Source organism: Microcoleus sp. EPA2 (assembly GCA_020882975.1).
Taxonomy (GTDB): Bacteria; Cyanobacteriota; Cyanobacteriia; order Cyanobacteriales; family Microcoleaceae; genus Microcoleus.
Genome location: JAHRFD010000030.1, coordinates 25,726 through 50,433, shown reverse-complemented (window position 1 = coordinate 50,433; position 24,708 = coordinate 25,726). Strand labels below are relative to the sequence as shown.

The following is a 24,708-nucleotide window of genomic DNA, read 5'->3' as shown; positions in this document are numbered from 1 at the left end:
GTTGCGAGAGTAGACAAAATTGACAAATTCTCTTCACTGGCATCAACGGGTTGGCACTCAAAGAGACTGGGTATGGCGGGGTTGGCAAACTCGCTATACTTATTTGCGTCCCTCTCGTTCCTCTTCGCAGCCAAATCAAGGCACGATCGCAATTGCCGATTTCACCACGCCCATAATTTTACTGCACGGGTTTGGGGCTTCCATCGGTCATTGGCGACACAATCTCGCTGCCCTCGCCGAAAGTCACACAGTTTACGCCTTGGATTTGTTGGGCTTTGGAGCTTCCCAAAAAGCACCCGTGAATTATTCTGTATCTGTATGGGTCGATCAAGTTTATGACTTTTGGTTGACTTTTGTCCGAAAGCCGGTAATTTTGGTGGGAAATTCCATCGGTTCCCTGATTTGTCTGGCGGCGGCGGCGGCTCACCCCGATATGGTGGCTGGCATCGTGATGATTAGCCTCCCAGACCCCTCTGTGCGAGCCGAGGCCGTCCCGTCGTGGCTGTTACCCGCGATCGAACTCGTTGAAAGTATCTTTGTTTCCCCCCTCATACTCAGGCCCCTGTTCTACCTAGTCCGCAAGCCTTCTTTTGTGCGTCGCTGGGTCGCCTTTGCCTATTCGGGCCCCGATGCCATCACCGATGAATTAGTAGACATTCTTTCGGGCCCGGCTGGCGATCGAGGTGCCGCCAGAGCCTTCTGTGCTTTATTTAAAGCTGTGGGTAGTTCACAGTTCGGACCTAGTGTCAAGAGTGTGTTACGAAACTTAAAAATTCCGATGTTATTAATTTGGGGTCGGCAAGACCGGATGATTCCCCCCCAGTTTGCGAAGCCTCATCAATTTGTCGAATGCAGCCCCGATTATGTAGAGTTAGTTGAATTAGATAATGCTGGTCACTGTCCCCAGGATGAATGCCCCGAACAAGTAAATCAAGAAATTTTGAACTGGATCGCCGGGAAGTTTGAACTTAAGTCAGTAGTCAGTAGTCATTAGTCAGTGGTCATTAGTCAGTGGTCATTAGTTAATATTCTGGGTCATGTAAGTTTTAAGCGAGGTGGATACTTTGCCAAGGTAGATCCTAATGGCACTAGCCAGACCTGCCCAAAATGCCAGTTGTCAATAATGGTGATATTCTATTTCACTGAGCCCGCGTCTCTAGATCGCATCCGATGCCTGAAATTGCTCCTTTGAATAACCGTAAAATTCTACCTTCTAACTTCTACCTTCGAGCTTCCAGAAATAGCTCGTTTTATGCTGCCAAAAATAAATATGTTCCCTTGTACGGCAATCTTTCTATCAACTTTGGACTGATGCGCCACCAGCCTGTCACAGGGCGACCATGTGCCAAAATCTGGCATCAGTGAGTCTCTTAAGGCATAAAAAAGTCAATTTAGCCCAAAACTGAGAAGCGGCGATCGCCCCAATCATCATCTTTCAGCCAAATCCTGAAATACTTTGGGCAAAGCATCACCCTTCCAGATAAAAGCAGCAACGCAAACGAGGAAAAACTGTCGTGAAATTCCACTGGCTACTACCGAGTTTCTTAGGTGTATTTTTGCTCACCGGAGCCGCCGAAGCAGCAAGACTGCAATCTTGGCGGTTTGATGCTTCTGAGAATCGGCTTTACATTACAACCGATGGGGGAGTACAACCCAAGGCTCAACTGATATTCAACCCAACCCGATTGGTGATCGATTTACCAGGGACCAGTCTGGGCCGTCAATCCCTAAATCAGCCCTTCTCAGGGGCGATCGAATCCGTGCGTTTAGGGCAGTTTGACAACGATACCACCAGAATAGTGGTTGAGTTAAAAGACGGATTTACGATCGACCCTGCTCAAATAAAATTTCGAGGTATTTCTCCGAGCGAGTGGACAGTGGATTTGCCAACGCCAACACGCGCCGAAAATCCCAATTCCAGTTCCCAATTAGGTGGGGAAAGATTGTCCGTCGATCCATCCGCAACGGCATCCAATACCACTGAAACGACTGTAGTTCAGAACGTTCAGGTAACAGCAGACGGTTTTTTAGTCCGCACCCTAGGTGGCCGCCCCCAAATTAACTTTCAACAAAGTCGCGCAGGGGACATCGCCACCCTAGATATTGAAGGCGCAACTCTCGCTCCCGGCCTTAACAGCCAACAGCCCCAGACTAACGGCAAACACGGCGTAGAACGGATTGAAGTCCGGCAACTGCCAACGGAACCCCCCGTTACCCGCGTCACTTTGCGGATGAATAGTTCTAATACACAGTGGGGAGCATCTGTAACCAGTTTGGGCTCCATTGCCCTACTACCTGCGGGTACAAGGACACCCACCACCCCTCGTCGGCTGACGGTAGAACCTCCTGTGCGCTCCTATCCTAGTATGCAGCCACCAGTCGATGGAACTCGCAACCCCCAACCGTTGCCGAGAAACATGACCGGATCTACCGATTTGCCCCCAGTTTCTAACCGCCGCTCAGTAGTAGTCATCGATCCTGGCCACGGAGGCCGCGATCCCGGTGCTGTAGGGATTGGCGGAATTCAGGAAAAGGATATCGTTTTGGATATCTCCTTTCAAGTAGCCCGCATCCTGGAACAGCAAGGGGTACAAGCGGTGATGAGTAGAACTGACGACAGCGAAATTGACCTGCAACCAAGAGTTTCTTTGGCCGAGCGACTAAATGCTACTTTATTCGTGAGCATTCACGCCAATGCCATTAGCATGAGTCGGCCGGATGTCAACGGGATTGAAACGTACTATTTCGACAATGGACTAGATTTGGCCAGGACTATTCACGCCAGTATTTTGGAGGGGACGGGGGCAGATGACCGCCGAGTGCGACAGGGTAGGTTTTATGTTCTCAGAAAGACTACTATGCCTTCTGTGTTGCTGGAAGTTGGGTTTGTAACTGGTGCGGAGGATGCTGCCAAGCTTTCCGATCCAGCTTACCGCAGTCAAATGGCTGCTTCGATCGCCCGTGGCATTTTGCTGTATCTTCAGCAAAGATAATATATTGCCGGAGAGAGGGTAATTGGTTATTGGTTATTGGTTATTGGTAACAACTAACAACTAACAACTGCCAACTGCCAACTAACCCTTCGACTACGCTCAGGGCACAGCAACTGCCAAGTGCCAACTAACTACTAATAATTAACAAATGACAACAGACTCTGGACAACAAAGAATCGGTATTTTTGATAGTGGGGTAGGTGGTTTAACTGTCTTGAGGGAGTTGTACCGACAATTACCCAAGGAATCAATACTTTATTTTGGAGATACGGCGAGGGTTCCCTATGGCACTCGTACTGCTGCGGAGATTGTGCAGTTTGTGCGGGAAATTATGACTTGGCTGGTGGAACAGGATGTGAAAATGGTGATTATGGCCTGCAACACCAGTTCGGCTTTGGCGATGGAAATGGTGCAGGCTGAATTTGATATTCCGGTGCTGGGAGTAATTCTGCCAGGGGCCCAAGCTGCGGTACAGCAAGGGAAGCGGATTGGAGTCATCGCCACTCCTGCTACAGCCGCTAGCAATGCTTATCGCAATGCGATTTTGGAAATGGAAAATTCTTGCCGAGTGTGGCAAGTTAGCTGTCCGGCTTTTGTGCCACTGGTGGAGCAAAACCGCATTTACGATCCTTACACTACGGAGGTAGCGCGGGAATATTTAGCTCCTTTGATTCAGCAGCGTATCGATACGCTGATTTACGGCTGCACTCATTATCCGCTGTTGGCTCCAGTGTTGCGATCGCTGTTACCTGCTGGGGTCAATTTAATCGATCCGGCGGTGCGGGTAGTGGCTGCTGCTGCTCAGGAATTAGAGCTTTTAGGGCTGCGGAATTCAGGTACTGCTTTGCCTACTCGTTTTTGCGTGAGTGGCCAGCCAGAGCAGTTTGCCGAAGTGTCTGTGCAGTGGCTAGGCTGTACTCCTGCGGTGGAGAAAATTGTACTGCCGACGGTGGTGCGATCGACAGTATCGATCGTCGAATCGGTGGAATAAACTCCATCCCATCTCAACAGCACTCCCGTTAACCTTCAGTATAACGGGAGGTAGATTCCAGAATCCCCATGGCTTAAGGCCCAGGAGTGTCAACTTTGATCCTTCTTGCTTCTTCCCTCAAATCCAGCTTTGCCCGCAACTCCTCCTTAATCCTATTTAAAATAGAATCATCATCCAAAGAAGACAAAATCTTGGTGACAACAGCCTTGGGCCCATCATCTCCCCAAGAAGCACCATTAGCCAAATAAGCCTTGGTAACTTGACCGATTCCGTAGCAAGAAACTCCCCCAATCGCAGCTTGCGTCATAGCTACTGAAACATAAGGTCCTAAAGCTAAACCCCCGGTTGCCGGTGTCGCTAAACCCAACAATCCTTTCAAAGAACTCAAACCAAAATTCGCCACCAATTCCCCTGCTGTAATTCCCCCCATACTAATGGCAATTTTTTGTAACAACTCCACGGCTCCCGCTTCCGTCATGGCAATGCCGTAAACTTTAGACAGAGTTAAGATCATCACCACATCAATTACAGCACCGCTGAGGATATCAATTACAGTAATTGGATTAAGGGCGATCGCCACTGCTTTAGTCATTACCGCATTCCAGATAATCCGATTAGCAGCATCCTCTCGAATTTCCATTTTCCGCTGCACCAACTGCTCGTTAATATCCCCTGCACAGAGCATCGTATTCAAAGCGACCAAAGACTTACCTTCCCGGTCTAAAATCTCCAAAATCTTTAATTTTAAATCCTCAACTTGCGGCAAACCGCGAGTCATTTTCACGCCCATACTGCCATCGGGACGGCGCACTGCATTCGCCGTCAAAGGTGATGCAGCAGCCATCACAATTTCATCAGGAGATAACAATTCTTTCACGCGATCGTCCCGAATTTTGTGATAAATTGCCAATCTGTCTGCATCAGGATATTGGTCAATTTTATTAAATACTAATAACATCGGTTTTCCGGCTTCTCGCAATTGCGAAAGTGCTTGATATTCCACTTTCGTAATGTCGCCAGCCACCACAAACAAAATCAAATCTGCTTGTGTAGCAACGCGCCTAGCCAAAAGTTCGCGAGTTTCGCCATCAACTTCATCTATTCCCGGAGTATCGATTAATTCAACTTGCGACAAACGGTAAATAATCGGCGAAAATCGTAGCGTAGCGGGGCGTAAGCCATCGGGCAAATTTTGATTAACTCCATCACCAACATCCCACTGTCCAATCGTTGTGGTGCGAGTCACGCCGTGAGTCGGGCCTGTTTCAAACACATTTTGACCCAAAAGCGCGTTCAAAACCGAAGATTTGCCCCTCCCCACCATTCCAAACACAGCGATTTGGACACAAGCGCGCTCTAGCTTATCGAGCATTTTCTCCAACCCCCTAATTTCCGGCTCTAGTCCAGTTCGCTCGCTGGGAGTCAAGTCGAGATTTTCTACGATATCTCGCAGAGCATCTGTAGCATGGCGGAGGTTGAGTTCTGCCTGAATATCTGCGAAGCTTAAAATTGTGTCATCTAATTCTCGATCGACATTGGAGAAATCCGAGGCTTCAGTCATTGTTCCTTGATTTGATAGCTTTGTTTTATTTAAAGTTTCAACCACTACAATGCTATTCTAGCTTTCTGTGCCTGCTTCGTACAATGATTAATCTGTCTCAAATTTCTCTCTGCGTACTCTGTGTCCTCTGTGGTTAAATAATTCCAAACAGATAAAAAGCAGAATGATTAATCTCTCTCAAATCTCTCTCTGCGTACTCTGTGTCCTCTGTGGTTAAATAATTCCGAACAAATCGCGTGTTATTTGAGGGTTAATGACTAAATTAATTAAAATAGCCAGTTATCCATTCTTGGGGCGAATCCTGATTTTTCTGTTAGCTTTATTATCCATCTGGTTGCCCCTAGCAGCACCCATTTACTTATTAGTTAAAGACAGCAACCTCGCCACTATTCTAACTATGGCGCTGTTGTTTAGTGAGTTTCTGTTCTTGGTGCGACTCTGGGGAAAAAAAGTTTACGGAAACAGCCAAGTGCTCAAAAGCTATGGTTTGATCAATACTAGACAGAATGGTTTCGAGTTTTTAATCGGATTGGCGATCGGGCTTTTGCTCACTTTCAGCTTATTTGGGGTGCAAGGACTGCTCGGCTTTGTCTCATGGCAAAAATCAGATAATTTGCCCAGAATCATTGCAGAAGGGCTATTAAGTGCTTTAGGAGTGGGTTTTGCAGAGGAGTTGGTATTCCGTGGTTGGTTGCTGGAGGAGTTGCAACGGGATTACAGCGATCGAGTATCTTTGTGGGCGAATAGCATTTTATTTGCCCTATCCCATTTTATCAAACCTGTGGTTCCCATGCTGCGGAGTTGGCCGCAGTTTCCGGGGTTGTTGCTGTTGGGTTTGATATTGGTTGGGGGAAAGCGATCGCGCCAAAATCGACTCGGTTTGCCGATCGGCTTTCATGCAGGTTTAGTTTGGGGATATTATATGATTAATGTCGGGAAATTAATTATATATTCGGGTTCTGTACCGGATTGGGTGACGGGAGTTAACGGCAATCCGCTAGCTGGTGCGATCGGGCTATTGTTTTTAGGTACATTGGTTTTAGGAATGCGAAAAATTTCTGAACAGTCCAAAGGTTTGTAAGATATCCATCAGGTGCGTCGCTATCAGATTGTTGGGATTGAGTTAGGAATTTATCGCAGGCGACACACCCTACAACTACTTAGGCTTATGTCTCAGAATTTTCAGATAATTAGCATTTCTGGTGAAATCATGGGGGGAATACCTGTTTTTATTGGCACTAGGGTTCCTGTCCAAACACTTTTTGATTATTATTTAAAAGCCGGAGAGTCAATTGATGATTTTTTAGAGGGATTTCCCACTGTAACTAGGGAGCAAGTAATTGTTCTCTTGGAAGTTATTAGAAAACAATTGATTGAGATGGTGGCATAAAATGAAGTTGATATTGGATGAGTGTATCGATCGCAGATTGGCAAAATAGTTTGTGGAATATATTGATATTTAGAGACTACTTAAGTTAGAAATTATTTCTTGACAACGCTTGATAGCAATACTAGCAATCGCAGATAATAAGGGAAAATTATCGTCATAGTCTGCTTGATTTCGATATCGGCGCAACACTGCTAAATTATCGGCGATTAATTGATATCTTGAGTCAGGATTAATATCAAATTATTGCCAAACATAGCGGTGAATATCGCTAGTTTTTGGCAGGGAATGACCTTGTTTATCTCGCAAATAGTTCCGCGCTAAGATAAAAGCAGCATAATAGGAACGACTGATAGCATCCCTCAATCGCGCCTCCTGTTCAGCAGGAATAGTTGCTTGACCAGCAAGTTCTTTTGCTAAATTTAGGTATTGCGACCAATCAAAACTCATCACTATATTCCAAAATTGTATAAAAATGCTCCCGAATTTCATGGGATAATCCCCTAGACCAATTTTTACGCAATTCATCTTCTCTATCCATTGCTTCATCAGGAGCGAGGTCTGTTAAGATGATTGAGACAACCAGATGAACATAGTTAGGGATTTCCGGGTCATTGATGACTTGAAGTAATAGTCTTTGTTCGGGAAAATAATGGCTAATCTGAACGGGTGCTTCTAGCACAACGGGAAGTAAAAACAGTACCACGAATAGTAGAGCCACGAACCACCGCGCAAGAGCCGGCTTTGACTATTTCCACCACTTTCCCAAGCACTACCATCAGTCGGCGCACCGTTATAATTACCGTGCCAAACATCTTGACACCATTCCCAGACATTCCCGTGCATATCGTAGAGTCCAAAGCTATTCGGCGGAAAACTACCCACAGCAGTTGTTTTTTTACGATATGTTCCCTTCGGTGCAGAACCGTAGCGAGAATTGCCGTCATAATTAGCTAAATCCGCAGTAATAGTATCTCCAAAATAAAAAGGTGTCGTCGTTCCTGCACGACAAGCATATTCCCATTCGGCCTCACTAGGCAATCTATAATTGCGTTTAGTTAGTTGAGATAACCTCGCACAAAATTCTCTAGCATCATGCCAATTTACTTGCTCAACAGGCAAATCATCACCTTTAAAATTAGAAGGATTACCCTTGAGGTCAATCTTGACTTTTGGTAAACCTGCCACAGCAAGCCATTGAGCCTGAGTCACCTCATATTTTCCCATAAAAAGTCGAATAAGCGTTTAGCAATTGGTAAAATGGCAGGATTGGGGTCTTTCGGCTGAAGATGTTTGACAACGCAGTGGGGATGTCCGGGTAAGTCTAAATCTTTGGCTAGGTATGTGTCGCCAAAACCGCCTTGTCCCAAGTCTTTGATAATTTGATAACGATTGCGGAGAATAGGACTCGGCATAGTTTTCAGGAAATGCAGTGGAAGTTACGATATATTGTCGCACAAAAAGTAATGAGATGCTTAAAATCAGAATCGTTGCCGCATTTATACTGCTAATTAGTGCCTGTTGTTCATCTCCCGCACAAGCACAAAATCCTGCACAAACAAAGCAAAATAACTCTTTAGTTCAAGTCCAGCCAACCCGCGAACAAATCCTCAATGCTTGCGTGATCAATCGCGCGGAAACTCTGCCAAATCCTTTTACCGATGTGCCATCAAATCACTGGGCTTACAAAGCCGTTTTGACGATGTATTATTGCGGCGCTTACCGAGAAGCAACGCCGCCTGCTTTAATTCAAGAATTGCTGAAATCAACACAAACAAATTGACTATCCCGCATTTCATCAGGGGCCAGAAACCTGGTTTTTTACGATAATAGTTGTTGAAAATCATAAATATCGAAAAAAACCAGTTTTTTAGTTCGTAGCATCAACGCCAAAGAAACCGGGTTTTTGAGACTCTTAGGGTATGGTAACGAAGTATTGCGTAAAAAATCCGCTTTCTGACTATTAAAACTCAGCCCGAACCGTAAACGAATAATCCCCACCCGGTTCTAATTGATAATCCCACTTTTCTAGAAAACGATGTAGGGGTTCTTGAATCAAAGCCCTACCTTGAGAAGGCTCAAGTATCAGTGTTTTTTCTTCCCTGAAACGCCACTGAAACTGCCACTCGAAACTGCCGGCACTTACTTCACCTTCAATCGTGCCTTTTTGCCAAGATTGACCAGTAACCCGGACATATGCAGTAGTTTCAGGTAAACGTCTCGAACTCACCTTTTTGTTTCCGCATTTATTGCTGCGATCGTGCGACTATTGTAAAGGCTCATGGACTTTTCCACTCCCTGATGGAGGCTAAGTTCCACAGCTTCTCTAACCAGTTTAAGCACATTTTCTAATAACTGGGTTTCCTCTGAGGAAAATTTTCCTAAAACGAAGGAAATGGTATCTTTCTCCTTCTGAGAAACTTCGTTTTGAGGTTTACCAATGCCGATGCGTAAGCGGGGAAACTTGTCTGTACCCAAATGAGCGATCGCTGATTTCATTCCATTATGCCCGCCTGCGGAACCGGAAAGTCGCATTCTGATTTTCCCGATCGGCAAATCCATATCGTCGTATACTACTAACACCGATTCGGCAGGTATTTTGTACCAATCCGCCACCGCACGAATTGATTGACCGGAAAGATTCATATAGGTCAGCGGTTTCAGCAAGCGAATTTTTTGTCCTCGCGGCCGATTTCCTTCACCAAAGATGCCTTGAAATTTACGATTTTCCGACAAAGAAATTTGCCAAGATTGTGCCAAGGCATCGACAGCATTGAAGCCGATGTTGTGTCGGGTGCGATCGTATTTAGGTTCGGGATTTCCTAGGCCAACTATTAACTGCGGAATCACTAACTCGGCTGGTGTTTCTGACTTCTGAGTCTTATTCATCTAACTGTTTGTGCTATCTTCCTTGGGATTAGCGGCCGCGAGTTTTTCTGTTTCTGGTTTGCTGCTACTGGCGACGGCTTCTTCTAATTGCTTGGCTTCCCGGTTGAACTCGGACTCAAAATCCCGCGAGGCATCCTGAAATCCGCGAAGTGCCTTGCCGATACTGCGACCAATTTCGGGCAATTTTTTCGGACCAAATACCAATAGGGCGATCGTAAAAATTACTGCCATTTCCGGCAAACCAATGCCAAAAATATTCATTTGTTGCTCCTGCGATCGATTTAATTAGTTACCATTTATTTAGGGAGAAAGTAATCGAAAAGGGCAAGGAAAAAAGGAAAAATGGGAAAAATTAATTTTTATCCTTTCTCCTCTACCCTCAGCTTTTACTCGTAGCCTGACTTTTGCGGGCTCAATTTTTAGCGGCCAAGACTCGACCAATCTACATCTACATTCTCTAGAATGAGAGAAGAGTTGTAGATTTGCAAAATAATCAACAAGAACACAAAAAACAGTCCAATAAACGTACTCATCAATAGAGTAGTTCCCCAACCGGGGGCTACCTTGCCGTATTCAGAGTTAAGGGGTTTGAGTATATCTCCTAACCAAGTCCGTTGTGCCATAAGTCACCTGCAATGAATCTCTACAGAAAAGTTTGACATATTTCCACCGCTAATGACGATCGCAATTTCGGGATCGAGTCGGCGATCGGAATTGGGGGATAGTCAGTCTGTGGCAAAAGATGAGAAAAATGCTTTACTAGAGAGGATTTGACGTGTTTGCCACAACCTAAGTAAAAAATACAATTGAGCTTGCAGACACTGCTTCTCCCCACCAGGTTTTTACCCCTGTGTCGCCTCCATATCCTATGGCGTCTCAAATCAATATAATATTACACAAAATGTTATTTTTTGTAATATTATGAGGAGGAGCACTCATAATCGATCAAAACTATGGAACCTGCAGCAGTTCTAGGCATTTCCCTGGGCGTGTGTCTGGTGGCAATCACCGGCTTTTCGATATACACCGCCTTTGGCCCTCCCGCTAAGGAATTGAGAGATCCTTTTGAAGAACACGAAGATTAGTCATTAGTCAGTAGTCATCAGTCAGATTAATGCTTTTATGCCCCATCCCCCTCTCCCTGGTAGATATTCTTCTACCGGGAAGGGAGTGATTCTGTGGGGCGATCGCCTGTGGCATACTCGTCAATGGTATATTTTTCAGAAATACAGTAAATCTATATTCGATTTAAGTTAAAAATTATTAGGTTTCAAGCTAAAGCATCATGGGCAACATATTTGGGCATTTGTTTCGGATTTCGACCTTTGGCGAATCTCATGGCGGTGGGGTGGGAGTGGTAATTGACGGTTGCCCCCCACTCCTGTCCATTGACGCATCGGAAATTCAAGCGGAACTCGATCGCCGCCGTCCGGGCCAAAGCAAAATTACGACTCCCCGTAAAGAGGCTGATAGTTGCGAGATCCTGTCCGGGGTGTTTGAAGGTAAAACTCTGGGAACGCCGATCGCCATTTTAGTCCGCAATCAAGACACTCGTCCCCAAGACTATGGCGAAATGGCGACTACCTATCGCCCTTCCCACGCTGATGCCACCTACGATGCTAAATACGGAATTCGTAACTGGCAAGGCGGTGGTCGCAGTTCGGCAAGGGAAACTATTGGTAGAGTAGCAGCAGGGGCGATCGCCAAAAAAATTCTCAAACAAGTAGCCGGAGTCGAAATAGTCGGCTATGTCAAACGCATCAAAGACTTAGAAGGTGTTACAGACCCGGATACTGTCACCTTAGAACAAGTAGAAAGCAACATAGTTCGGTGTCCAGATGCTGAATGTGCCGAAAGAATGATTGAACTTATTGAAAAAGTTCGCGATAGTGGTGATTCCATCGGGGGTGTGGTTGAATGTGTCGCCCGCAACGTACCCAAAGGTCTGGGAATGCCGGTATTCGACAAACTAGAAGCTGACTTGGCAAAAGCTATCATGTCGTTACCAGCTAGCAAAGGGTTTGAAATTGGATCGGGCTTCGCAGGAACTCTCCTGACAGGCAGCCAACACAATGATGAATACTATACTGATGAACAGGGTGTGATTCGTACAGTAACAAACCGTTCTGGTGGAATTCAGGGTGGAATTGCTAACGGCGAAAATATAATTCTGCGGGCAGCCTTCAAGCCCACTGCGACCATTCGTCAGCAGCAACGTACAGTAACCCGCGAGGGAGAAGAAACGCTGCTGGCTGCAAAAGGACGGCACGACCCTTGCGTTTTGCCAAGAGCAGTGCCAATGGTGGAAGCGATGGTAGCTTTAGTGTTGTGCGACCATCTCCTGCGCCATCACGGACAATGTGAAACCTTAAAGTCTGAATTTTAAAATGGAAATCAGCTTGTCCTCTGTAGCGGCAACTCCCTTTGATGATTGCCCTCAACAGTCTGAAGCAATGGAAGGTATAGATGATTTTGTAGTGCAGTTCTGGGGTGTGCGGGGCAGTGTTCCGACACCGGGAGTAGAAACTGTTCGCTATGGCGGTAATACTTCTTGTTTGGAAATGCGCGTGGGTGGAAAACGCCTGATTTTTGACGGCGGTACTGGTTTGCGGATGCTGGGAGACCAGTTGCTGCAAGAAATGCCGGTCCAAGCTTATATGTTTTTTACTCACTATCATTGGGATCACATCCAAGGGTTTCCTCTGTTTGCTCCCGCTTTTATCCGTGGGAATAGATTTGATATTTACGGGGCGACTCCACCGGATGGAGATTGCCTGAAAAGGCACTTTGTGGAACGGGTGCTACACTCCAATTCCCCGGTGCCACTGATGGGTTTGCAGGCAGACTTGAATTTCAACGAACTGTTTCACAACCAGACTATGATGCTGGATGATATTGAGATTCGGACTGGTTCTCTGAATCACCCCAATACTGCTATGGGATATCGGGTGACTTGGCAGGGAAGATCCGTGGTTTATTGTTCGGATACCGAGCATTTTCCCGATCGACTGGATGAAAATATTTATAATCTCGCCCTTGATGCTGATGTGCTGATTTATGACGCGATGTACACGGACGAGGAATATCACAACCCCAAGTCTCCTAAGATAGGCTGGGGACACTCGACTTGGCAGGAAGCGGTGAGAATGGGTAAGGAGGCTAGGGTGAAGCGTGTGGTGATTTTCCACCATGATCCGGCTCATACTGACGATTTTCTCGATCGCATTGCTCTGGAAGTGCAAGTGGCTTTCCCCAAGGCGGTAATGGCGCGGGAAGGCTTGATTTTACCCATCGGCATCTGAGATGTTGCTCCTGTGTCCATTGCTAATCAACATGATGATGTGGAGTTGGTCAGATCGATCGGCTCCACAATTTTTTAAATTTCTAGCAAACTCATAGGTAAGTGGTATAATCTTTGTTCGATAACTTTTTGGACAGAGTATTTAAGATTTTTTCCTGGTGGAACTGCGTCCGCTTCCAGCCAAGATGTCAGATAATTGGATGACCGCCAAGCGGTGAAAAGCTGACAGTTTTAAATGTCAACAAACACTGCGAGGCGATCGGTCAAAAGTACCAGTTGGCAGTCCATAGACTTCCCAAATCCTGGTAACAGATTTATTCTTAAGGACAAAAGCTGAGGTTATGGCTCTGATAAAATACAAGCGCGATCGGCTGTTTCTGCTCCTGGATATTGACAAATCTGAAAAGCTCAGAGCTTTTCGCTACAAGCTGAGAGCTTTTTCAGCAGTCAATTTAACTCACAAGAAAGAGACGATCGCTATTTGGTTTACCAGTAGCTGCGGCAAGCGAATGTTATGACTTGACTATCAAAATGGCAAATTTACGTTTTAAATCACCAGCTAATCGATACAGATGGATTGCTTTAGGCAGTTTTGCTGTAATTATGGGCATTTCAGGGGCCCTTGCCTACCGTCTAGCCCCGCCTCCCGGATTCATGGCTCAAGGCACTCTCACTTCTAATAGTCCGCCAGTCAAATTTTCCAGCACCGGTACGACTATTCTCAAGCAAGGGGAACAACTGACACCGGATGTTCTGTTGGCAGATAATGTTGTCAAAGCAGTGGCAGATGCCGTGAAGTTGTCGCCTCAACAGGTGAGAGAAAATGCTAGCGTCAAGATTTCTAAGCCGGAACAACCGCTAGAGATTGCTGTTGGGTATCGATCGCTCGATCAGCAGCAAGCCATCAAAACAGCGGATATGTTGATGAAGGGGATGGTGGAAAAGAGCCGCCTGATTAACCAATATCGGTGGCAATCCGTCAATCAATCCCTCAATCAACGCTTGGCACAAGTCACTCAAGAACTGAAACAAGCTCAGCAAAAGCTCGACCAATATGAAAGAGAGCGAGCTCGCCTGTTGCAACAAATCAAGGTTCAGCAAGACTTTTACAATAAAACTCAGCTTGCAATGGCCGATACGCAAGCGTCGGAGAAAGAAATGGTGAGTAGTTTGGCCCCTTCCCAAACGCCACAAATTGTGGCGACACCAACTTCCGATCCCACAGTGCCTTTGATTTTGGGACTTGGCTTGCTGCTGTCTATTTTAGTCAGTCGTGGTTTGATTCCCACGGTGGCGGATTGGAGGTATAAAGCAGCTTTTCAACGAGAAGAAAGCGATCGCCTCCAAAGTGCTTTGTACCGACTGATCAAAGAAGGTAATGGGGAAATCACTCTGGTGCGATTTGCGATGGAGACGCGACTGTCGCCGGATGTCGCCCAGCGTTTTTTGAACGAACAAGCGGAAGTCTTTAATGCTCATTGTGAAATTAAAGACGACGGTAGTATCTTTTATCACTTTCACATTTAAAGGATGGCGGGCGATCGCCCTCTATTGAATACCTTAGCCGATCGAGTTTTCGGATTGCTCGATCGGCTTGCTTATCGGATCTAGACCCAGCGAAACCTGTGCCAATCCGCGTCAAAAACCCATCTGGGGGGAGGAGAGGGGCCAGGAGAGAGAGAAATTAGCGATCGACCCTAAAGTGGGTAGCTTTCACCGGATTTGCGATCGGGATTGGCTCCTTGGGAAACAGGAATCAGCCCATCAGCCACCTCATTTGTTAAAAAATATTAAGTTTTTGACGGTTTAGCTCCAGATATGTATAATGAAGACAAATACGTAAAAATACGGTTGTTTTTTATCAAAATAGCCAAAATTAAGTATATTACCTTGGAGAACATGGCGGCTCAAGTCTGCACAATCGGTATAAACACTTGATTGGTGACAGAGAAATAAATCAGCTAACTAAGCAGGTTAGACATCACAAGCTGTTGAAGCAACATCCTGAAATCAGCATCGCGCGATCCAACAGCGGCTAGCCCTAGGGAAATTTTGTCACCATATATTGAGGCGAAAAGATCATGTTTTTAATACTGTGTGGTTCTGTAATATTTTATTTTTTGTTAATGTCAATAGCCAATTACGGCGATACTGGAATGTAGGCTAATGCAGCCTTGAATCCACTGTTTTGATTGGCAAAAATTTATGGATGAAGGAGTCGTTAAGTACCACTGTGACTGGACTTTTGCAGAACCTGTATCTGTCGAGACCATAGTAGATTTGATGGCATGGCGCGATCGCCTCCACTCTTGGGGACTAATAGGGGTCTATGACAATGGCATCGGCTTTGGTAACGTGAGCGTCAGACTCGGTAATTCTTGCCAGTTCATAATTTCAGGTACCCAGACAGCACACTTGTCAAATCTAGGGCCTGAATTCTACTGTACTGTCACCGAATTTAACTTGGAAAAAAATTTCCTGGGCTGTCGCGGGCCGGTACCAGCTTCTTCGGAGTCTCTGACTCACGCGGCGCTGTACCTTCATCGGGATGATGTCGGTGGTATCATTCACGTTCATAACCCTCAACTGTGGCAGCAACTGCTGTTCCAGATTCCGACTACTAGAAAAGAGATACCTTACGGGACTCCTGGGATGGCATGGGAAATGTTTAGGCTGTTTGAGGAAGAGAATTTGGGCGATCGCAAAATTCTGGCGATGGCGGGCCATGAGGACGGGATTATTTGTTTTGGGGGCTGCTTGGATGAAGCAGGGCTGGTGCTTTCGGCTGTAATTAATTAGATCGGCTTGATTGGTAGAGTTTTGATTGGCCGATCGGATCTTGGAAGCAGAAAATACAATAAAATTAGATACTTTGTTAAAAAAAACTCACGTCTGGTTTACTGTGGTGACAGAAAATCAGCGGGACTGCTGCATTGCACAGTCTCAGTGAGCTAGTACCTAGTTAAATAATTCTGTAAACTATTTGATTTATTGGCAAATGTTAGCCCAAAAGGATTGGTGATGATGAACCCCAGTAAACTTGTAAGCACCAAAGAACTGCAATCGGAAGTGTCTCGTCTCAACGAAGAACTGCAAATGCGCGACCAATTGGTGCAGCAGTTGTCTCAAGAGCTGTTCAGACTGGTGAAGGGAAATACCAGTTTTGTGCCGGCACCGTCGGTTTCCGATCGCCAAATCGCTCAAATGCAGGCGATGCGGGAACAACTCCAAGCTGTTGAAGAACAGGTCGGTTTTTATCAAGAACAAATTGCCGAGCGGGATGCTGAAGTTTACCAACTGCGGCAGTCTGTGCAAGAATTGACCGATCGCTCTCGGATGCTGGAACAGGTAGTTCAGGAATTACCCGGAGTTTACCGCCAGAAGTTTGCCGAGCGGATCGAGCCGATTAAGGAAAAATTGGAACAACTACAAAAGGAAAACCGCCAACTGCATACTGAATTGCAGAGCGTAACTTACCGTCTCGCCGTGCGCAGCCGCAAGGCTAAAGGTTTGGATTTGCCAACTGTAGAGTCTGATGACAATCGGGGCATTCAGATGCCGAGCTTTGGCAATGTCTAGGGTTTTGATTGTGGCGGATGCCAATAGGACAGCAGCCTTGGCTCTGTCGGCTGCGATCGCCAATGTTAATTCTGCCACTGATGTGAAGATCTGTGGAGTTGCGGACCTAGACGGTGGGGCGATCGCTCACAAAGATGCCATGATTTGTGCTTTGACACTGGATGTGCCGTCCCATCTGGTGTTTCCCGCTCAAGATTTGTTTAAATTTTGTCGCGATGTCTCCGCGGCGCGGGTGCGGGCACAACAGGAGTTGCAAGTTCCGACTGGGGAGGGCGATTTCTGGTTGCCTGTGGTGTGGACGGCGAAGGGCCCTCTGTATGCTGAGGCGATCGCTGTTGAGGCCAACCAGCAGTCTGGGGAGTTGAGCTATTTTCAACCCCTGCATTTGTCCGATGTTTGGCGACAAGAGTTGTATGACTTGGCTTACCGTTTGCTGGCTCTGTTAAATGCACCGCCAGCCACTTATTTGATGCAGTTCGGGTTGGCTGGGGACAGGATTTGTTTCGATCGACTTTGGCCTTTTCCCGCTGCACCGGCGATCGCTTCTGTGGGGGTTCAACTGCCGGATTTATTTGTTTGTCATTGGTTGTGCTTGACAAATATGCCAATTTATGATATTCAAATTAGCTCTGGATATGTCAATCAAAAGAGTCGAAGATTTCAAAAAGTTGGTCTAGTTGAGTGATTTCAAAGATCAGCCTGACTGTGGCTGATAAGTTACAGATGACGAGGCGACATCCCCGCTGGCGGGCGATATTGAGTCCGCCTACTAAGGCGCAGAGCCCGGAACTGTCAATAAAGTCTACGTCGCTCATGTCAATCACCCAGAGTTTGTGGCGATCGGGTGCTATGGCTGCTAGCTGTTGTTGCAGGATAGTGCTGGCTTGAGAGTCGAGGCAGTTTTGTGGTTGGAGGACGATGCGTTGTTGGTAGTTGGGAAAGGCCATAAGTGTTACTTTGGGATTGGAGCCTAGGAATAATACCAAATCCTGCTTTAATACCTATTTTTGCTTGACTGCTAGCCCGTCTTAGACCCAAAAATTGGTGGGGTAGCGCTTTCAAGAGACTCTGGGCTGGTTGGCGATCGCCCGGAATGGAATCCGAATCATGGCGGATAGACTTATCATCTGTGAAAGGATAGTTTTTTTTTGAGCGATCGATCGCTAATCTCTTGTGTTTGTCATCACAATGAAAGATTGCACTATTGGCTGAATCAAGCCAATATATAAAAGTATTGAGCTTTGCAAAAGTTTACGAAGGCAGTATCGAATGTCTTTTGAGTTTTTATCGCTAGAGACTATTCAGAAATTTGCTCAGGATTACGGCTACTGGGCAATATTTCTGGGAATTTTACTGGAAAATCTGGGAATTCCTCTCCCTGGGGAGACGATTACGATTGCTGGTGGCTTTTTAGCCGGCAGTGGGGAACTGAACTATTGGTTTGTACTCGGAAGTGCGATCGCCGGTGCTACATTGGGGGGGAATTTTGGTTATGCGATCGGCAGATACGGTGGCTGGCCACTGTTGCTGAAGCTAGGAAAAATCTTTCGTTTTCGAGAAGAACAACTGTTTGACTTGAAAGAAAAGTTTAGCGAAAATGCAGCTAAGGCTGTTTTTTTAGGCAGGTTCATCGCACTGCTGCGAATTTTTGCCAGCCCCCTAGCAGGAATAGCCGAAATGCCTTTTTGGAAATTTTCGCTGTTCAACATTCTCGGTGCCGCCAGTTGGGCCTCTGTAATGGTAAGTTTATCCTACTTTTTAGGACAAGTTGTGTCTTTAGAGAAATTGGTAGCTTGGGCTGCTCAATTTGCGGTAGTGGCTTTACTGTTAGCAGTGGCTTGGATTGCAATTCCTATTTGGTTGGAGTCGCGGAATTTGGATAAGACTAAGTAGGCTGGGAATCCGTTCCGCAAAAAATCAATATTCTTGTGGAACGGGAATCTATTTGGTTGTGGAAATGGCAGAAGAGCCAGTTATTTATAATATTTAAACATTGAAACCCAGTTATCTATTTTTCAAGCTTAGGCTATCTTAGACAAGACGCGATCGCCGGCACTGTCATGGTACCTCCACCTAATCCCAATCAATCGGATTCATCTATGAAACAGTCTCTAGATGCTGGTTTGGCTGCTTTGAAACAACAGGATTACGATCGGGCGATCGCCCTTTTAGAATCTGTTGCTGAATCCGCCACCAATCAGCCACTGGGTACGCGGGCCGAAATGGGGTTGGTGATGGCCTATAAAGCGACTGGTAATCTTCAAAAATCCATCGCCCTGTGCACTTCCCTCACCAAACATCCCCATACTCAAGTCAAAACTTGGGCCGATCGCACTTTAACCACATTGAGCGATCGTCGCCCCCCAAAACCACCGGAAAATCCACTAAAAATTCCAGCCACTCCCCCAAAAACTGGCTTCGTCCCCTTTGATGTTGGCAATTCACCACCGAAAATATCGCCCACAGGCGATCGACCATCAACCGACCAAAAAACAGATTTGGTGGGTTTTGAGCAGACTAGCAGGCAAAAAAACGTTAAATCGCCACAGATTCCGCCAGTACCTGCACCCCCCAAACCACCTCTGGTCAAGACTTCAGAACCAGAAACCTCCACCACCACCGTCGCCGACTCAGATGCTCCCACAGATGTCCCCGGAGTTGTAAATCGAGATACTTACGAACTGATTTGGCGCAATTCGGGGCGTGCTGCTTCCGGGTGGCGCAAGCTCAAACTGCTGAAATTGGCGCGTTTTCGGGTGGAGACACTCGCCTGTACGATCGCACTATTTTTGATGGCGCGATTCATCCTGGAATTCCTGCTGACCAATGTTAATGCTCTGTTGGTTCAGTTATACATATTTACTAGACTGCCGGTGTTTGCGCCGATTCAGATTTTTTATCGAGATCCGACTGCTTTTGTGCAATTTATGTTCGGATTGCTACTAGCTTCCTCTCCCTGGTTGATAGATGCAGTGTTGAAACTGATTTGTGGGATGGAACCTCTGGGGGGGGTAACTTTATTGAAGTCCAGCAAAGAAGCTAATCGGGTAGTGCGAAATTTTTGTAAACAGCAGAATATGCCGGCCCCAGTGCTCCAATTGTTACCGATTGATGTACCAGTAGCTTTCAGTTATGGCTGTTTGCCGAGATTTGCTCGGATTGCTGTGAGTCAGGGACTTTTGGACCAATTGACGGAGGATGAAATTGCGACTATTTTGGCGCGGGAATTGGCGCACATCGCTCACTGGGATTTTGCACCGCTGTCCTTGGCGGTTTTGGTAATTCAGATTCCTTACCTGATTTATGGGCTGGTGGTGCACTGGGAGGAGCGGTTATCTGGTTTAATTTCGATCGAGTTTTTTCGTTCTGTTGTCAAAGTTTTGGCGGCTGGGATTTCTGCTGGAAGTTACGGGATTTATAAGTTGCTGAGATGGCCGATGTTGTGGGTGTCGCGCCGTCGAGTATATTTTAGCGATCGCACCGCGGCAGAAATTACGGGGAATCCCAATGGTTTGACGCGGGCTCTGGCTAAAATTGCGATCGGGATGGCGAAAAATATTGAGCAGCAGCAGCAAACTAGCTTTTTCCTCGAAGGTTTCGAGCTGCTATTTCCTGTGGGGCTGGGACAAGCTGTAACTATTGGTTCGGCTGGATTACACGCGCCTCTGGAACAGATTTTGCTGTGGGATGTCAGCAATCCTTGTCGCAATTGGTTGACGGTTAACAGCACGCATCCTTTAATGGGTGAACGTTTAAAGTTGTTGGCTCTTTATGCTCAATTCTGGCAACTTGAAACTGAGTTGGATTTGGCGAATCTCGGAACTTTGGAGTCTACTAAGGGCAAATTCCAGGTTTCCGATCTATTTAATTCAAAATTTTGGCGGCGCCATCCACCGCCCCTACTTTTACAAGGTGCGCCTTTTTTTGGAATTCCCATGAGTTTGGCGATTGTGGGGGTGCTGTGGCTGATTGGGGGGATTTTGTCCAGGACGAGTATCTGGTGGTTGGATTGGCTTTGGGGCGATCGATCTATTCTGTGGGGCTGTTTGCCGATCGGCTTTTGTCTTGGTACTTTGATGCGGATTAATGATTTTTTCCCTGATCTTGTGCCGAGAGCAGTCACTGCACCGAGTTTACCTCAAATTTTGTCAAATTCGGATAGTTTGCCCTTGGATGCTCAACCAGTGGGGTTGCAGGGGAAACTTTTGGGGCGATCGGGTATGGCTAATTGGCTGGGACAGGATTTGATTTTGCAGACGGAGACTGGGTTGGTGAGGTTACACTATGTTTCGAGGTTTGGTCCGATCGGCTCTTTGTGGCCACAACCTACTCGTCCTAGTGATTTGGTAGGACAATCGGTGGTGGCGACTGGTTGGCTGCGACGGGGAGCTACTGTGGCGATCGATCTCGAAACCCTCCGCAGTCAAGGTGGCAGAGTTAGCCACAGCGGACATCCTATCTGGTCTGCGATTTTAGCCTTTGCTGGTGCTATTTGGGGAGCATATATCATTTTTCAGGGAGAAATGTATCGATAGGCGGCATCCCCTTGGGGGGGGTGGGTGAGCTGTGGGAGGGGAACTTCAGTGTAAAGAAAAGTTGCTTTTTTACCGACATCCTGTTACATTTAGTTACATAAATTTGATTGGCCGACCGATCGCAATCACTTCAGTGACTAAAACCGCAAAGGTATTGCGTAAAAGTTGTCAACCTCCCAACACAGCAAATTGAGCCAGCCGCTTGTCGGCTGTTTTTTTCTACAGCCACTTTCGCTGTAGGAGATGAATTCACAAAAGTGATTCAGAGATGGTTTCGGTTAAATTGATCGTGAATCTTCCTAAATAACTAGCTGGGGTTGCCAAGGCTGTGATACCTTTAAATGATGGTCAGAAACTCCCCAACCCGATTCAAGGGAGATTGGGGTAAATAGTCCTCAGCATTAGGAGCGAGGTAAAATTACTGGCTGAAAAAATGTTAGGGATTTTACCCATCACCGTATTAAACTGAATACTGGCATTCCGATCGCTTACAATTGACATCCTGGGAAATAAATTTCTACACGCCGCTGGCTATAAACATTCTGAATCAAAACCGGAAGCAAATAATACAGAATAGCCAAAAGCCTCAACATTTGAGTGATGACTAAAAGTTTACAGAACAACCTTAGATTTAAGATCTCTCTGCATAGGCTGCCAAGTTGCGGCTTCAGGAGAGTAGATTATCTTTTTCTAAAAGGTGGCGGAAGCTGTCAAGGTTGGTCGGAAGAACGCGCAGATTCTGCGGTAAAGTCGTCTTTCTCTGCGGTCAATATTCAGTTGACTTCGGGTAATGCTGTTCGATCAAACTAATTAAAATCCAAGTCTGGAGGAATTTTTCATGTCTATTCGTCTATATGTTGGCAATCTACCAAAAGAACTCGATCGCCAAGAACTGCAAGATGTTTTTGCACCAGAGGGTGAATCTGTAACCACAAAGGTAATTACAGACCGTAAAACTGGTAAATGCAGAGGATTCGGTTTTGTAACGGTGTTGACTGATGAACAAGCAGACCAAGTTATTGAAAAATACAATGGCTTGATGTTCAAGGAAAACCCGCTGAAAATAGAGAAGGCACTGCCACGCTCTAAAGGTAAATCGGACAAGGGTGATGACGATCAACAGCAGTCACCTCAATCGCCACAGTTAGCCTCGGCACCTTCCCAGGGTCAGCCACAGCAACAGCGGCGCGATGCTTCCCCTAGCACTGGTGGCGGAGGTTCTGGTAAAAGCAGTCGCCGTCGGGATAACAACAAGTCTCGTCGCAATCCAGCCACCACAACTTCCTCTAGCGCTGATTCCGGTTCGGTGCAGCCAGATCCACGCTGGGCAAGCGCTCTGGAAGAACTCAAGCAAAGGTTGCAGGAAGCTCAGACTACTAACTAGGAGACTATGTTACCTCAGATTGTGGCTGATTGCTGCTGTCGATCGAGTTTGGTTGACTAGAAAAATCGGGAAGTGCGATCGAGAACTGGTTTTTTTACCCAGTGCTCGATCGTACAATTTTATACAGGTTCTGCAAATTCGATAGTCTCAATAAAGTCTAAAATTTTGTCCATAATTACCTCTACTTCAGATTCCAGAGAACCGTCTTCATCCGCTTCCTGATAAACTATCTGAGAACTGATCGTATAACAAACACCCTCAGCGATAAAAGACAAAAATCCTCGATAGGCATTCAGCCGAGTCCTAGAACCCAAGTTTTTCTGGACACTGATAGTTGCACCACCAGGTATATCAACAACCGCAAAATAAGCTTCTTCATTTTCTAAGGATTCGGCGTGCAGTAACTTGGACTGAGGAAAAGTACCAAGAATTGCGCCATCAATAAAATTGTTGAGAAACGAACTAAGATAAGCTGCTTCCCCAACAGACTCGATGAATTCTGCCACTTCACCACCAATCGGGAAATAATCAATTTTCAGCAAAACGCCAAAGTCATCAGAAAAAGTAACACTACCTTCTTGTTCATCAATTTTACCGCCCTGTTGGGGGTCAACTGGAATAGGGACAGTAAAATTGCCTTCTGGAGACTCGTACAATCCCGCATCAAAATCAGAAACTTCCTCATCAGATTGTGAATAAGCAACAATTACCTCCTCGATAATTTCTTGAGCTTCCTCATCTTCCAAACCTAATGCTTGCTGGAACTCCTGCAAAAAATGCTGGTATTTGTCAGAGACTTCGCCATCTACGACAAACATAGCTACGGTGACAGCAAAAGCATCTAAGACTAATTCATCTGGAATGGACTCCCAAGCGGTATTAAATAATGCTCCCACACCATCTTGGGTAGAAATGCCTGCGAGTTTTTTGAGGATGGCTGACATATCATCTTCGGAATATTCAGCAAAGATTTCCGATTCCCAAAGTACGCTTTCTAAGATATCTGCATCAGTGTCAGGAGAATTGGCCAAAGCTGCAACAAATGCTACTGCTGCTAAAGATTCCTCGGAACTCAAACTTACTTCGGACGTATCTTCGGAATTGAATATTTGATCGAACTGGCCCACAGGTTTTGCTCCAATAGAGTTGAGTTTTGCAATTTATAGCAAATTTCTTCTTCAGCCGTGAGATGTAATCATGATTTCTCCGTGGCTGGGAAAGCACCCACTGAACATTTTATACTTTACTGTAGAGATCTGATTTGTTTTTTCGGAAAAATGGGTTAGTCAGCTATCGCAGGGATTCTGGAGCGTTTGCGGCAAGCACGCGAGAGTCAATGCGGTCGCCGAGATATGCCATCTTTATTTGAACAATAAGAGATATGATATAATTAAAGCAAACGGAGCTAGGAAAAAGATCTATGGTTTCCGCGATCGATACAGGTGTCCTAAGCTTTCAGGCATTCATTGCTAACTATCTAGATGAAGTCTGCTACGAATTAATCGATGGAGAATTAATCGATTTGGAACCGACTGGCCCCCACGAACAAGTTACTGGATTAATCAATCGCAAGCTTAACGTGGCAATTGATTTGCTAAATTTACCTTGGTTCATTCCGATGAAATGCTTGATTAAACCGTTAGGTGGTAATTCAGCTTTTAGGCCAGATATTGCAATTCTCGATCGCGCTATTTTGATAAATGAACCGTTATGGAAAACCGAGCCAGTCATTACTCTCGGTAATTCCGTTAAATTAGTAGTAGAAGTAGTCAGTACCAATTGGCAAAATGACTACGCGCGGAAAGTGGAAGACTACGAAGCTTTAGGCATTCCTGAATATTGGATTGCCGATTATTTAGGTCTGGGAGGCAAGCGCTATATCGGTTCGCCCAAACAGCCTGTAGTTACAGTTTATCAGTTAATTGCAGGAGTTTATCAAAGAGAACAATTTCGAGGAAGCGAGCCTATAATTTCGCCAACATTTCCCAATTTAAATTTGCGGGCAGAACAGGTATTTGCTGCCGGTGAGTAATTGAGTACCGCGAAAAGCAAAACAGCCGTAATTTACCGTCGATGGTGTCGATCGCG

General features: G+C 46.0%; 30 protein-coding genes and 1 pseudogene. 20 read left to right on the top strand and 11 right to left on the bottom strand.

The window, feature by feature from the left end; translation table 11 throughout:
- Nucleotides 1-19 precede the first annotated feature (19 nt).
- From AAFP14_RS21960 to murI, 4 genes are all read left to right on the top strand, one after another.
- A complete protein-coding gene (locus AAFP14_RS21960) occupies nucleotides 20-994 on the top strand; it encodes an alpha/beta fold hydrolase (protein WP_341734325.1) in 975 nt (324 codons plus the stop codon).
- Between the two features lie 3 nt (nucleotides 995-997).
- Nucleotides 998-1,192: a zinc ribbon domain-containing protein gene (locus AAFP14_RS26740; RefSeq protein ID WP_472851078.1), complete on the top strand. Its 195-nt coding sequence runs from the start codon at nucleotides 998-1,000 to the stop codon at nucleotides 1,190-1,192.
- 322 nt (nucleotides 1,193-1,514) lie between these two features.
- Complete coding sequence (locus tag AAFP14_RS21955; RefSeq protein WP_341734324.1) at nucleotides 1,515-2,993, top strand: N-acetylmuramoyl-L-alanine amidase; 1,479 nt, start codon at nucleotides 1,515-1,517, stop codon at nucleotides 2,991-2,993.
- A 148-nt stretch (nucleotides 2,994-3,141) separates the two neighbouring features.
- Nucleotides 3,142-3,984: a glutamate racemase gene (gene murI / locus AAFP14_RS21950; RefSeq protein WP_340526117.1), complete on the top strand. Its 843-nt coding sequence runs from the start codon at nucleotides 3,142-3,144 to the stop codon at nucleotides 3,982-3,984.
- 73 nt (nucleotides 3,985-4,057) lie between these two features.
- Here the strand turns inward: murI and AAFP14_RS21945 are convergent, their stop codons facing one another.
- Complete coding sequence (locus AAFP14_RS21945) at nucleotides 4,058-5,545, bottom strand: GTP-binding protein (RefSeq protein ID WP_341734323.1); 1,488 nt, start codon at nucleotides 5,543-5,545, stop codon at nucleotides 4,058-4,060.
- A 253-nt stretch (nucleotides 5,546-5,798) separates the two neighbouring features.
- Here AAFP14_RS21945 and AAFP14_RS21940 point away from each other — a divergent pair, with 253 nt between their 5' ends.
- Entirely contained in the window at nucleotides 5,799-6,626 is an 828-nt protein-coding gene (locus AAFP14_RS21940; protein WP_341734322.1) for a CPBP family intramembrane glutamic endopeptidase, read from the top strand.
- A gap of 87 nt (nucleotides 6,627-6,713) precedes the next feature.
- Nucleotides 6,714-6,935: a DUF433 domain-containing protein gene (locus tag AAFP14_RS21935; RefSeq protein ID WP_341734321.1), complete on the top strand. Its 222-nt coding sequence runs from the start codon at nucleotides 6,714-6,716 to the stop codon at nucleotides 6,933-6,935.
- Nucleotides 6,936-7,175: 240 nt separating this feature from the next.
- Here the strand turns inward: AAFP14_RS21935 and AAFP14_RS21930 are convergent, their stop codons facing one another.
- The 4 genes and pseudogenes from AAFP14_RS21930 to AAFP14_RS21915 form a co-directional block, all read right to left on the bottom strand.
- Entirely contained in the window at nucleotides 7,176-7,382 is a 207-nt protein-coding gene (locus tag AAFP14_RS21930) for a hypothetical protein (RefSeq protein ID WP_341734320.1), read from the bottom strand.
- Nucleotides 7,372-7,614, bottom strand: a complete 243-nt coding sequence (locus tag AAFP14_RS21925) for a hypothetical protein (protein WP_341734319.1) — start codon at nucleotides 7,612-7,614, stop codon at nucleotides 7,372-7,374. The genes AAFP14_RS21930 and AAFP14_RS21925 overlap by 11 nt, the downstream gene beginning before the upstream one ends.
- Nucleotides 7,615-7,628: 14 nt before the next feature.
- Nucleotides 7,629-8,162 (bottom strand): annotated as a pseudogene (locus tag AAFP14_RS21920) (formylglycine-generating enzyme family protein); the annotation flags it as partial.
- Nucleotides 8,141-8,347, bottom strand: a complete 207-nt coding sequence (locus AAFP14_RS21915; RefSeq protein ID WP_341734318.1) for a hypothetical protein — start codon at nucleotides 8,345-8,347, stop codon at nucleotides 8,141-8,143. The gene AAFP14_RS21915 and the pseudogene AAFP14_RS21920, both read right to left, overlap by 22 nt.
- Before the next feature lie 56 nt (nucleotides 8,348-8,403).
- Here AAFP14_RS21915 and AAFP14_RS21910 point away from each other — a divergent pair, with 56 nt between their 5' ends.
- Complete coding sequence (locus AAFP14_RS21910; protein ID WP_341734317.1) at nucleotides 8,404-8,715, top strand: S-layer protein; 312 nt, start codon at nucleotides 8,404-8,406, stop codon at nucleotides 8,713-8,715.
- Nucleotides 8,716-8,895: 180 nt separating this feature from the next.
- Here the strand turns inward: AAFP14_RS21910 and AAFP14_RS21905 are convergent, their stop codons facing one another.
- The 4 genes from AAFP14_RS21905 to psbH form a co-directional block, all read right to left on the bottom strand.
- A complete protein-coding gene (locus AAFP14_RS21905; RefSeq protein ID WP_340521483.1) occupies nucleotides 8,896-9,162 on the bottom strand; it encodes a DUF3146 family protein in 267 nt (88 codons plus the stop codon).
- Nucleotides 9,159-9,821, bottom strand: coding sequence for an aminoacyl-tRNA hydrolase (pth, locus tag AAFP14_RS21900; protein WP_340521485.1), 663 nt, complete (start codon nucleotides 9,819-9,821; stop codon nucleotides 9,159-9,161). Before pth ends, AAFP14_RS21905 begins: the two co-directional genes overlap by 4 nt.
- On the bottom strand, nucleotides 9,822-10,082 hold the full coding sequence (locus AAFP14_RS21895; RefSeq protein WP_341734316.1) for a TatA/E family twin arginine-targeting protein translocase: 261 nt from the start codon (nucleotides 10,080-10,082) through the stop codon (nucleotides 9,822-9,824).
- 158 nt (nucleotides 10,083-10,240) lie between these two features.
- Complete coding sequence (gene psbH / locus AAFP14_RS21890) at nucleotides 10,241-10,444, bottom strand: photosystem II reaction center phosphoprotein PsbH (protein WP_340521490.1); 204 nt, start codon at nucleotides 10,442-10,444, stop codon at nucleotides 10,241-10,243.
- Between the two features lie 330 nt (nucleotides 10,445-10,774).
- On the opposite strand from psbH, the gene psbN reads away from it, so the two are divergent.
- The 9 genes from psbN to AAFP14_RS21845 all read left to right on the top strand — a co-directional run bounded on the left by psbN (nucleotide 10,775) and on the right by AAFP14_RS21845 (nucleotide 17,386).
- Nucleotides 10,775-10,906 (top strand): photosystem II reaction center protein PsbN, encoded by a 132-nt coding sequence (gene psbN, locus AAFP14_RS21885; protein ID WP_190742515.1) that lies wholly within the window; start codon nucleotides 10,775-10,777, stop codon nucleotides 10,904-10,906.
- Nucleotides 10,907-10,943: 37 nt separating this feature from the next.
- The gene (locus AAFP14_RS21880) at nucleotides 10,944-11,078 is read left to right on the top strand and encodes a hypothetical protein (RefSeq protein ID WP_341734315.1); all 135 of its coding nucleotides are present in this window, start codon (nucleotides 10,944-10,946) and stop codon (nucleotides 11,076-11,078) included.
- 28 nt (nucleotides 11,079-11,106) lie between these two features.
- Nucleotides 11,107-12,207, top strand: coding sequence for a chorismate synthase (gene aroC / locus AAFP14_RS21875; protein WP_341734314.1), 1,101 nt, complete (start codon nucleotides 11,107-11,109; stop codon nucleotides 12,205-12,207).
- A 1-nt stretch (nucleotide 12,208) separates the two neighbouring features.
- Nucleotides 12,209-13,123: an MBL fold metallo-hydrolase gene (locus tag AAFP14_RS21870; protein WP_341734313.1), complete on the top strand. Its 915-nt coding sequence runs from the start codon at nucleotides 12,209-12,211 to the stop codon at nucleotides 13,121-13,123.
- 340 nt (nucleotides 13,124-13,463) lie between these two features.
- Nucleotides 13,464-13,640 (top strand): hypothetical protein, encoded by a 177-nt coding sequence (locus AAFP14_RS21865; protein ID WP_341734312.1) that lies wholly within the window; start codon nucleotides 13,464-13,466, stop codon nucleotides 13,638-13,640.
- A gap of 13 nt (nucleotides 13,641-13,653) precedes the next feature.
- Nucleotides 13,654-14,649 (top strand): GumC domain-containing protein, encoded by a 996-nt coding sequence (locus AAFP14_RS21860; RefSeq protein WP_340521496.1) that lies wholly within the window; start codon nucleotides 13,654-13,656, stop codon nucleotides 14,647-14,649.
- A gap of 678 nt (nucleotides 14,650-15,327) precedes the next feature.
- On the top strand, nucleotides 15,328-15,921 hold the full coding sequence (locus AAFP14_RS21855; RefSeq protein WP_341734311.1) for a class II aldolase/adducin family protein: 594 nt from the start codon (nucleotides 15,328-15,330) through the stop codon (nucleotides 15,919-15,921).
- A 225-nt stretch (nucleotides 15,922-16,146) separates the two neighbouring features.
- Entirely contained in the window at nucleotides 16,147-16,701 is a 555-nt protein-coding gene (locus AAFP14_RS21850; protein ID WP_341734333.1) for an Npun_F5560 family protein, read from the top strand.
- Nucleotides 16,694-17,386 carry a hypothetical protein gene (locus AAFP14_RS21845; protein WP_341734310.1) on the top strand — a complete coding sequence of 231 codons (693 nt, stop codon included), beginning with the start codon at nucleotides 16,694-16,696 and terminating at the stop codon, nucleotides 17,384-17,386. The genes AAFP14_RS21850 and AAFP14_RS21845 overlap by 8 nt, the downstream gene beginning before the upstream one ends.
- Here AAFP14_RS21845 and AAFP14_RS21840 read toward each other — a convergent pair.
- Nucleotides 17,340-17,648 (bottom strand): STAS domain-containing protein, encoded by a 309-nt coding sequence (locus tag AAFP14_RS21840; RefSeq protein WP_341734309.1) that lies wholly within the window; start codon nucleotides 17,646-17,648, stop codon nucleotides 17,340-17,342. The genes AAFP14_RS21845 and AAFP14_RS21840 overlap by 47 nt on opposite strands.
- Nucleotides 17,649-17,970: 322 nt before the next feature.
- Here AAFP14_RS21840 and AAFP14_RS21835 point away from each other — a divergent pair, with 322 nt between their 5' ends.
- The 3 genes from AAFP14_RS21835 (at nucleotide 17,971) to AAFP14_RS21825 (ending at nucleotide 22,620) form a co-directional block, all read left to right on the top strand.
- Entirely contained in the window at nucleotides 17,971-18,594 is a 624-nt protein-coding gene (locus AAFP14_RS21835) for a DedA family protein (protein WP_341734308.1), read from the top strand.
- 206 nt (nucleotides 18,595-18,800) lie between these two features.
- Nucleotides 18,801-21,236 (top strand): zinc metalloprotease HtpX, encoded by a 2,436-nt coding sequence (locus AAFP14_RS21830; protein ID WP_341734307.1) that lies wholly within the window; start codon nucleotides 18,801-18,803, stop codon nucleotides 21,234-21,236.
- Nucleotides 21,237-22,074: 838 nt separating this feature from the next.
- Nucleotides 22,075-22,620: an RNA recognition motif domain-containing protein gene (locus AAFP14_RS21825; protein ID WP_341734306.1), complete on the top strand. Its 546-nt coding sequence runs from the start codon at nucleotides 22,075-22,077 to the stop codon at nucleotides 22,618-22,620.
- 119 nt (nucleotides 22,621-22,739) lie between these two features.
- Here the strand turns inward: AAFP14_RS21825 and AAFP14_RS21820 are convergent, their stop codons facing one another.
- Nucleotides 22,740-23,747: a tellurite resistance TerB family protein gene (locus tag AAFP14_RS21820; RefSeq protein ID WP_341734305.1), complete on the bottom strand. Its 1,008-nt coding sequence runs from the start codon at nucleotides 23,745-23,747 to the stop codon at nucleotides 22,740-22,742.
- A gap of 293 nt (nucleotides 23,748-24,040) precedes the next feature.
- Here AAFP14_RS21820 and AAFP14_RS21815 point away from each other — a divergent pair, with 293 nt between their 5' ends.
- A complete protein-coding gene (locus AAFP14_RS21815) occupies nucleotides 24,041-24,652 on the top strand; it encodes a Uma2 family endonuclease (protein ID WP_341734304.1) in 612 nt (203 codons plus the stop codon).
- The last annotated feature ends 56 nt before the right edge of the window (nucleotides 24,653-24,708 follow it).

Excerpts from the sequence above, each read along its gene's own strand:
- murI (WP_340526117.1), top strand. The coding sequence starts at position 3,142 with ATGACAACAGACTCTGGACAACAAAGAATCGGTATTTTTGATAGTGGG.
- AAFP14_RS21945 (WP_341734323.1), bottom strand. The coding sequence starts at position 5,545 with ATGACTGAAGCCTCGGATTTCTCCAATGTCGATCGAGAATTAGATGAC.
- AAFP14_RS21940 (WP_341734322.1), top strand. The coding sequence starts at position 5,799 with ATGACTAAATTAATTAAAATAGCCAGTTATCCATTCTTGGGGCGAATC.
- AAFP14_RS21935 (WP_341734321.1), top strand. The coding sequence starts at position 6,714 with ATGTCTCAGAATTTTCAGATAATTAGCATTTCTGGTGAAATCATGGGG.
- AAFP14_RS21930 (WP_341734320.1), bottom strand. The coding sequence starts at position 7,382 with ATGAGTTTTGATTGGTCGCAATACCTAAATTTAGCAAAAGAACTTGCT.
- AAFP14_RS21915 (WP_341734318.1), bottom strand. The coding sequence starts at position 8,347 with ATGCCGAGTCCTATTCTCCGCAATCGTTATCAAATTATCAAAGACTTG.
- AAFP14_RS21910 (WP_341734317.1), top strand. The coding sequence starts at position 8,404 with ATGCTTAAAATCAGAATCGTTGCCGCATTTATACTGCTAATTAGTGCC.
- pth (WP_340521485.1), bottom strand. The coding sequence starts at position 9,821 with ATGAATAAGACTCAGAAGTCAGAAACACCAGCCGAGTTAGTGATTCCG.
- AAFP14_RS21895 (WP_341734316.1), bottom strand. The coding sequence starts at position 10,082 with ATGAATATTTTTGGCATTGGTTTGCCGGAAATGGCAGTAATTTTTACG.
- psbH (WP_340521490.1), bottom strand. The coding sequence starts at position 10,444 with ATGGCACAACGGACTTGGTTAGGAGATATACTCAAACCCCTTAACTCT.
- psbN (WP_190742515.1), top strand. The coding sequence starts at position 10,775 with ATGGAACCTGCAGCAGTTCTAGGCATTTCCCTGGGCGTGTGTCTGGTG.
- AAFP14_RS21880 (WP_341734315.1), top strand. The coding sequence starts at position 10,944 with ATGCCCCATCCCCCTCTCCCTGGTAGATATTCTTCTACCGGGAAGGGA.
- aroC (WP_341734314.1), top strand. The coding sequence starts at position 11,107 with ATGGGCAACATATTTGGGCATTTGTTTCGGATTTCGACCTTTGGCGAA.
- AAFP14_RS21870 (WP_341734313.1), top strand. The coding sequence starts at position 12,209 with ATGGAAATCAGCTTGTCCTCTGTAGCGGCAACTCCCTTTGATGATTGC.
- AAFP14_RS21865 (WP_341734312.1), top strand. The coding sequence starts at position 13,464 with ATGGCTCTGATAAAATACAAGCGCGATCGGCTGTTTCTGCTCCTGGAT.
- AAFP14_RS21860 (WP_340521496.1), top strand. The coding sequence starts at position 13,654 with ATGGCAAATTTACGTTTTAAATCACCAGCTAATCGATACAGATGGATT.
- AAFP14_RS21855 (WP_341734311.1), top strand. The coding sequence starts at position 15,328 with ATGGATGAAGGAGTCGTTAAGTACCACTGTGACTGGACTTTTGCAGAA.
- AAFP14_RS21850 (WP_341734333.1), top strand. The coding sequence starts at position 16,147 with ATGAACCCCAGTAAACTTGTAAGCACCAAAGAACTGCAATCGGAAGTG.
- AAFP14_RS21845 (WP_341734310.1), top strand. The coding sequence starts at position 16,694 with ATGTCTAGGGTTTTGATTGTGGCGGATGCCAATAGGACAGCAGCCTTG.
- AAFP14_RS21840 (WP_341734309.1), bottom strand. The coding sequence starts at position 17,648 with ATGGCCTTTCCCAACTACCAACAACGCATCGTCCTCCAACCACAAAAC.
- AAFP14_RS21835 (WP_341734308.1), top strand. The coding sequence starts at position 17,971 with ATGTCTTTTGAGTTTTTATCGCTAGAGACTATTCAGAAATTTGCTCAG.
- AAFP14_RS21830 (WP_341734307.1), top strand. The coding sequence starts at position 18,801 with ATGAAACAGTCTCTAGATGCTGGTTTGGCTGCTTTGAAACAACAGGAT.
- AAFP14_RS21825 (WP_341734306.1), top strand. The coding sequence starts at position 22,075 with ATGTCTATTCGTCTATATGTTGGCAATCTACCAAAAGAACTCGATCGC.
- AAFP14_RS21815 (WP_341734304.1), top strand. The coding sequence starts at position 24,041 with ATGGTTTCCGCGATCGATACAGGTGTCCTAAGCTTTCAGGCATTCATT.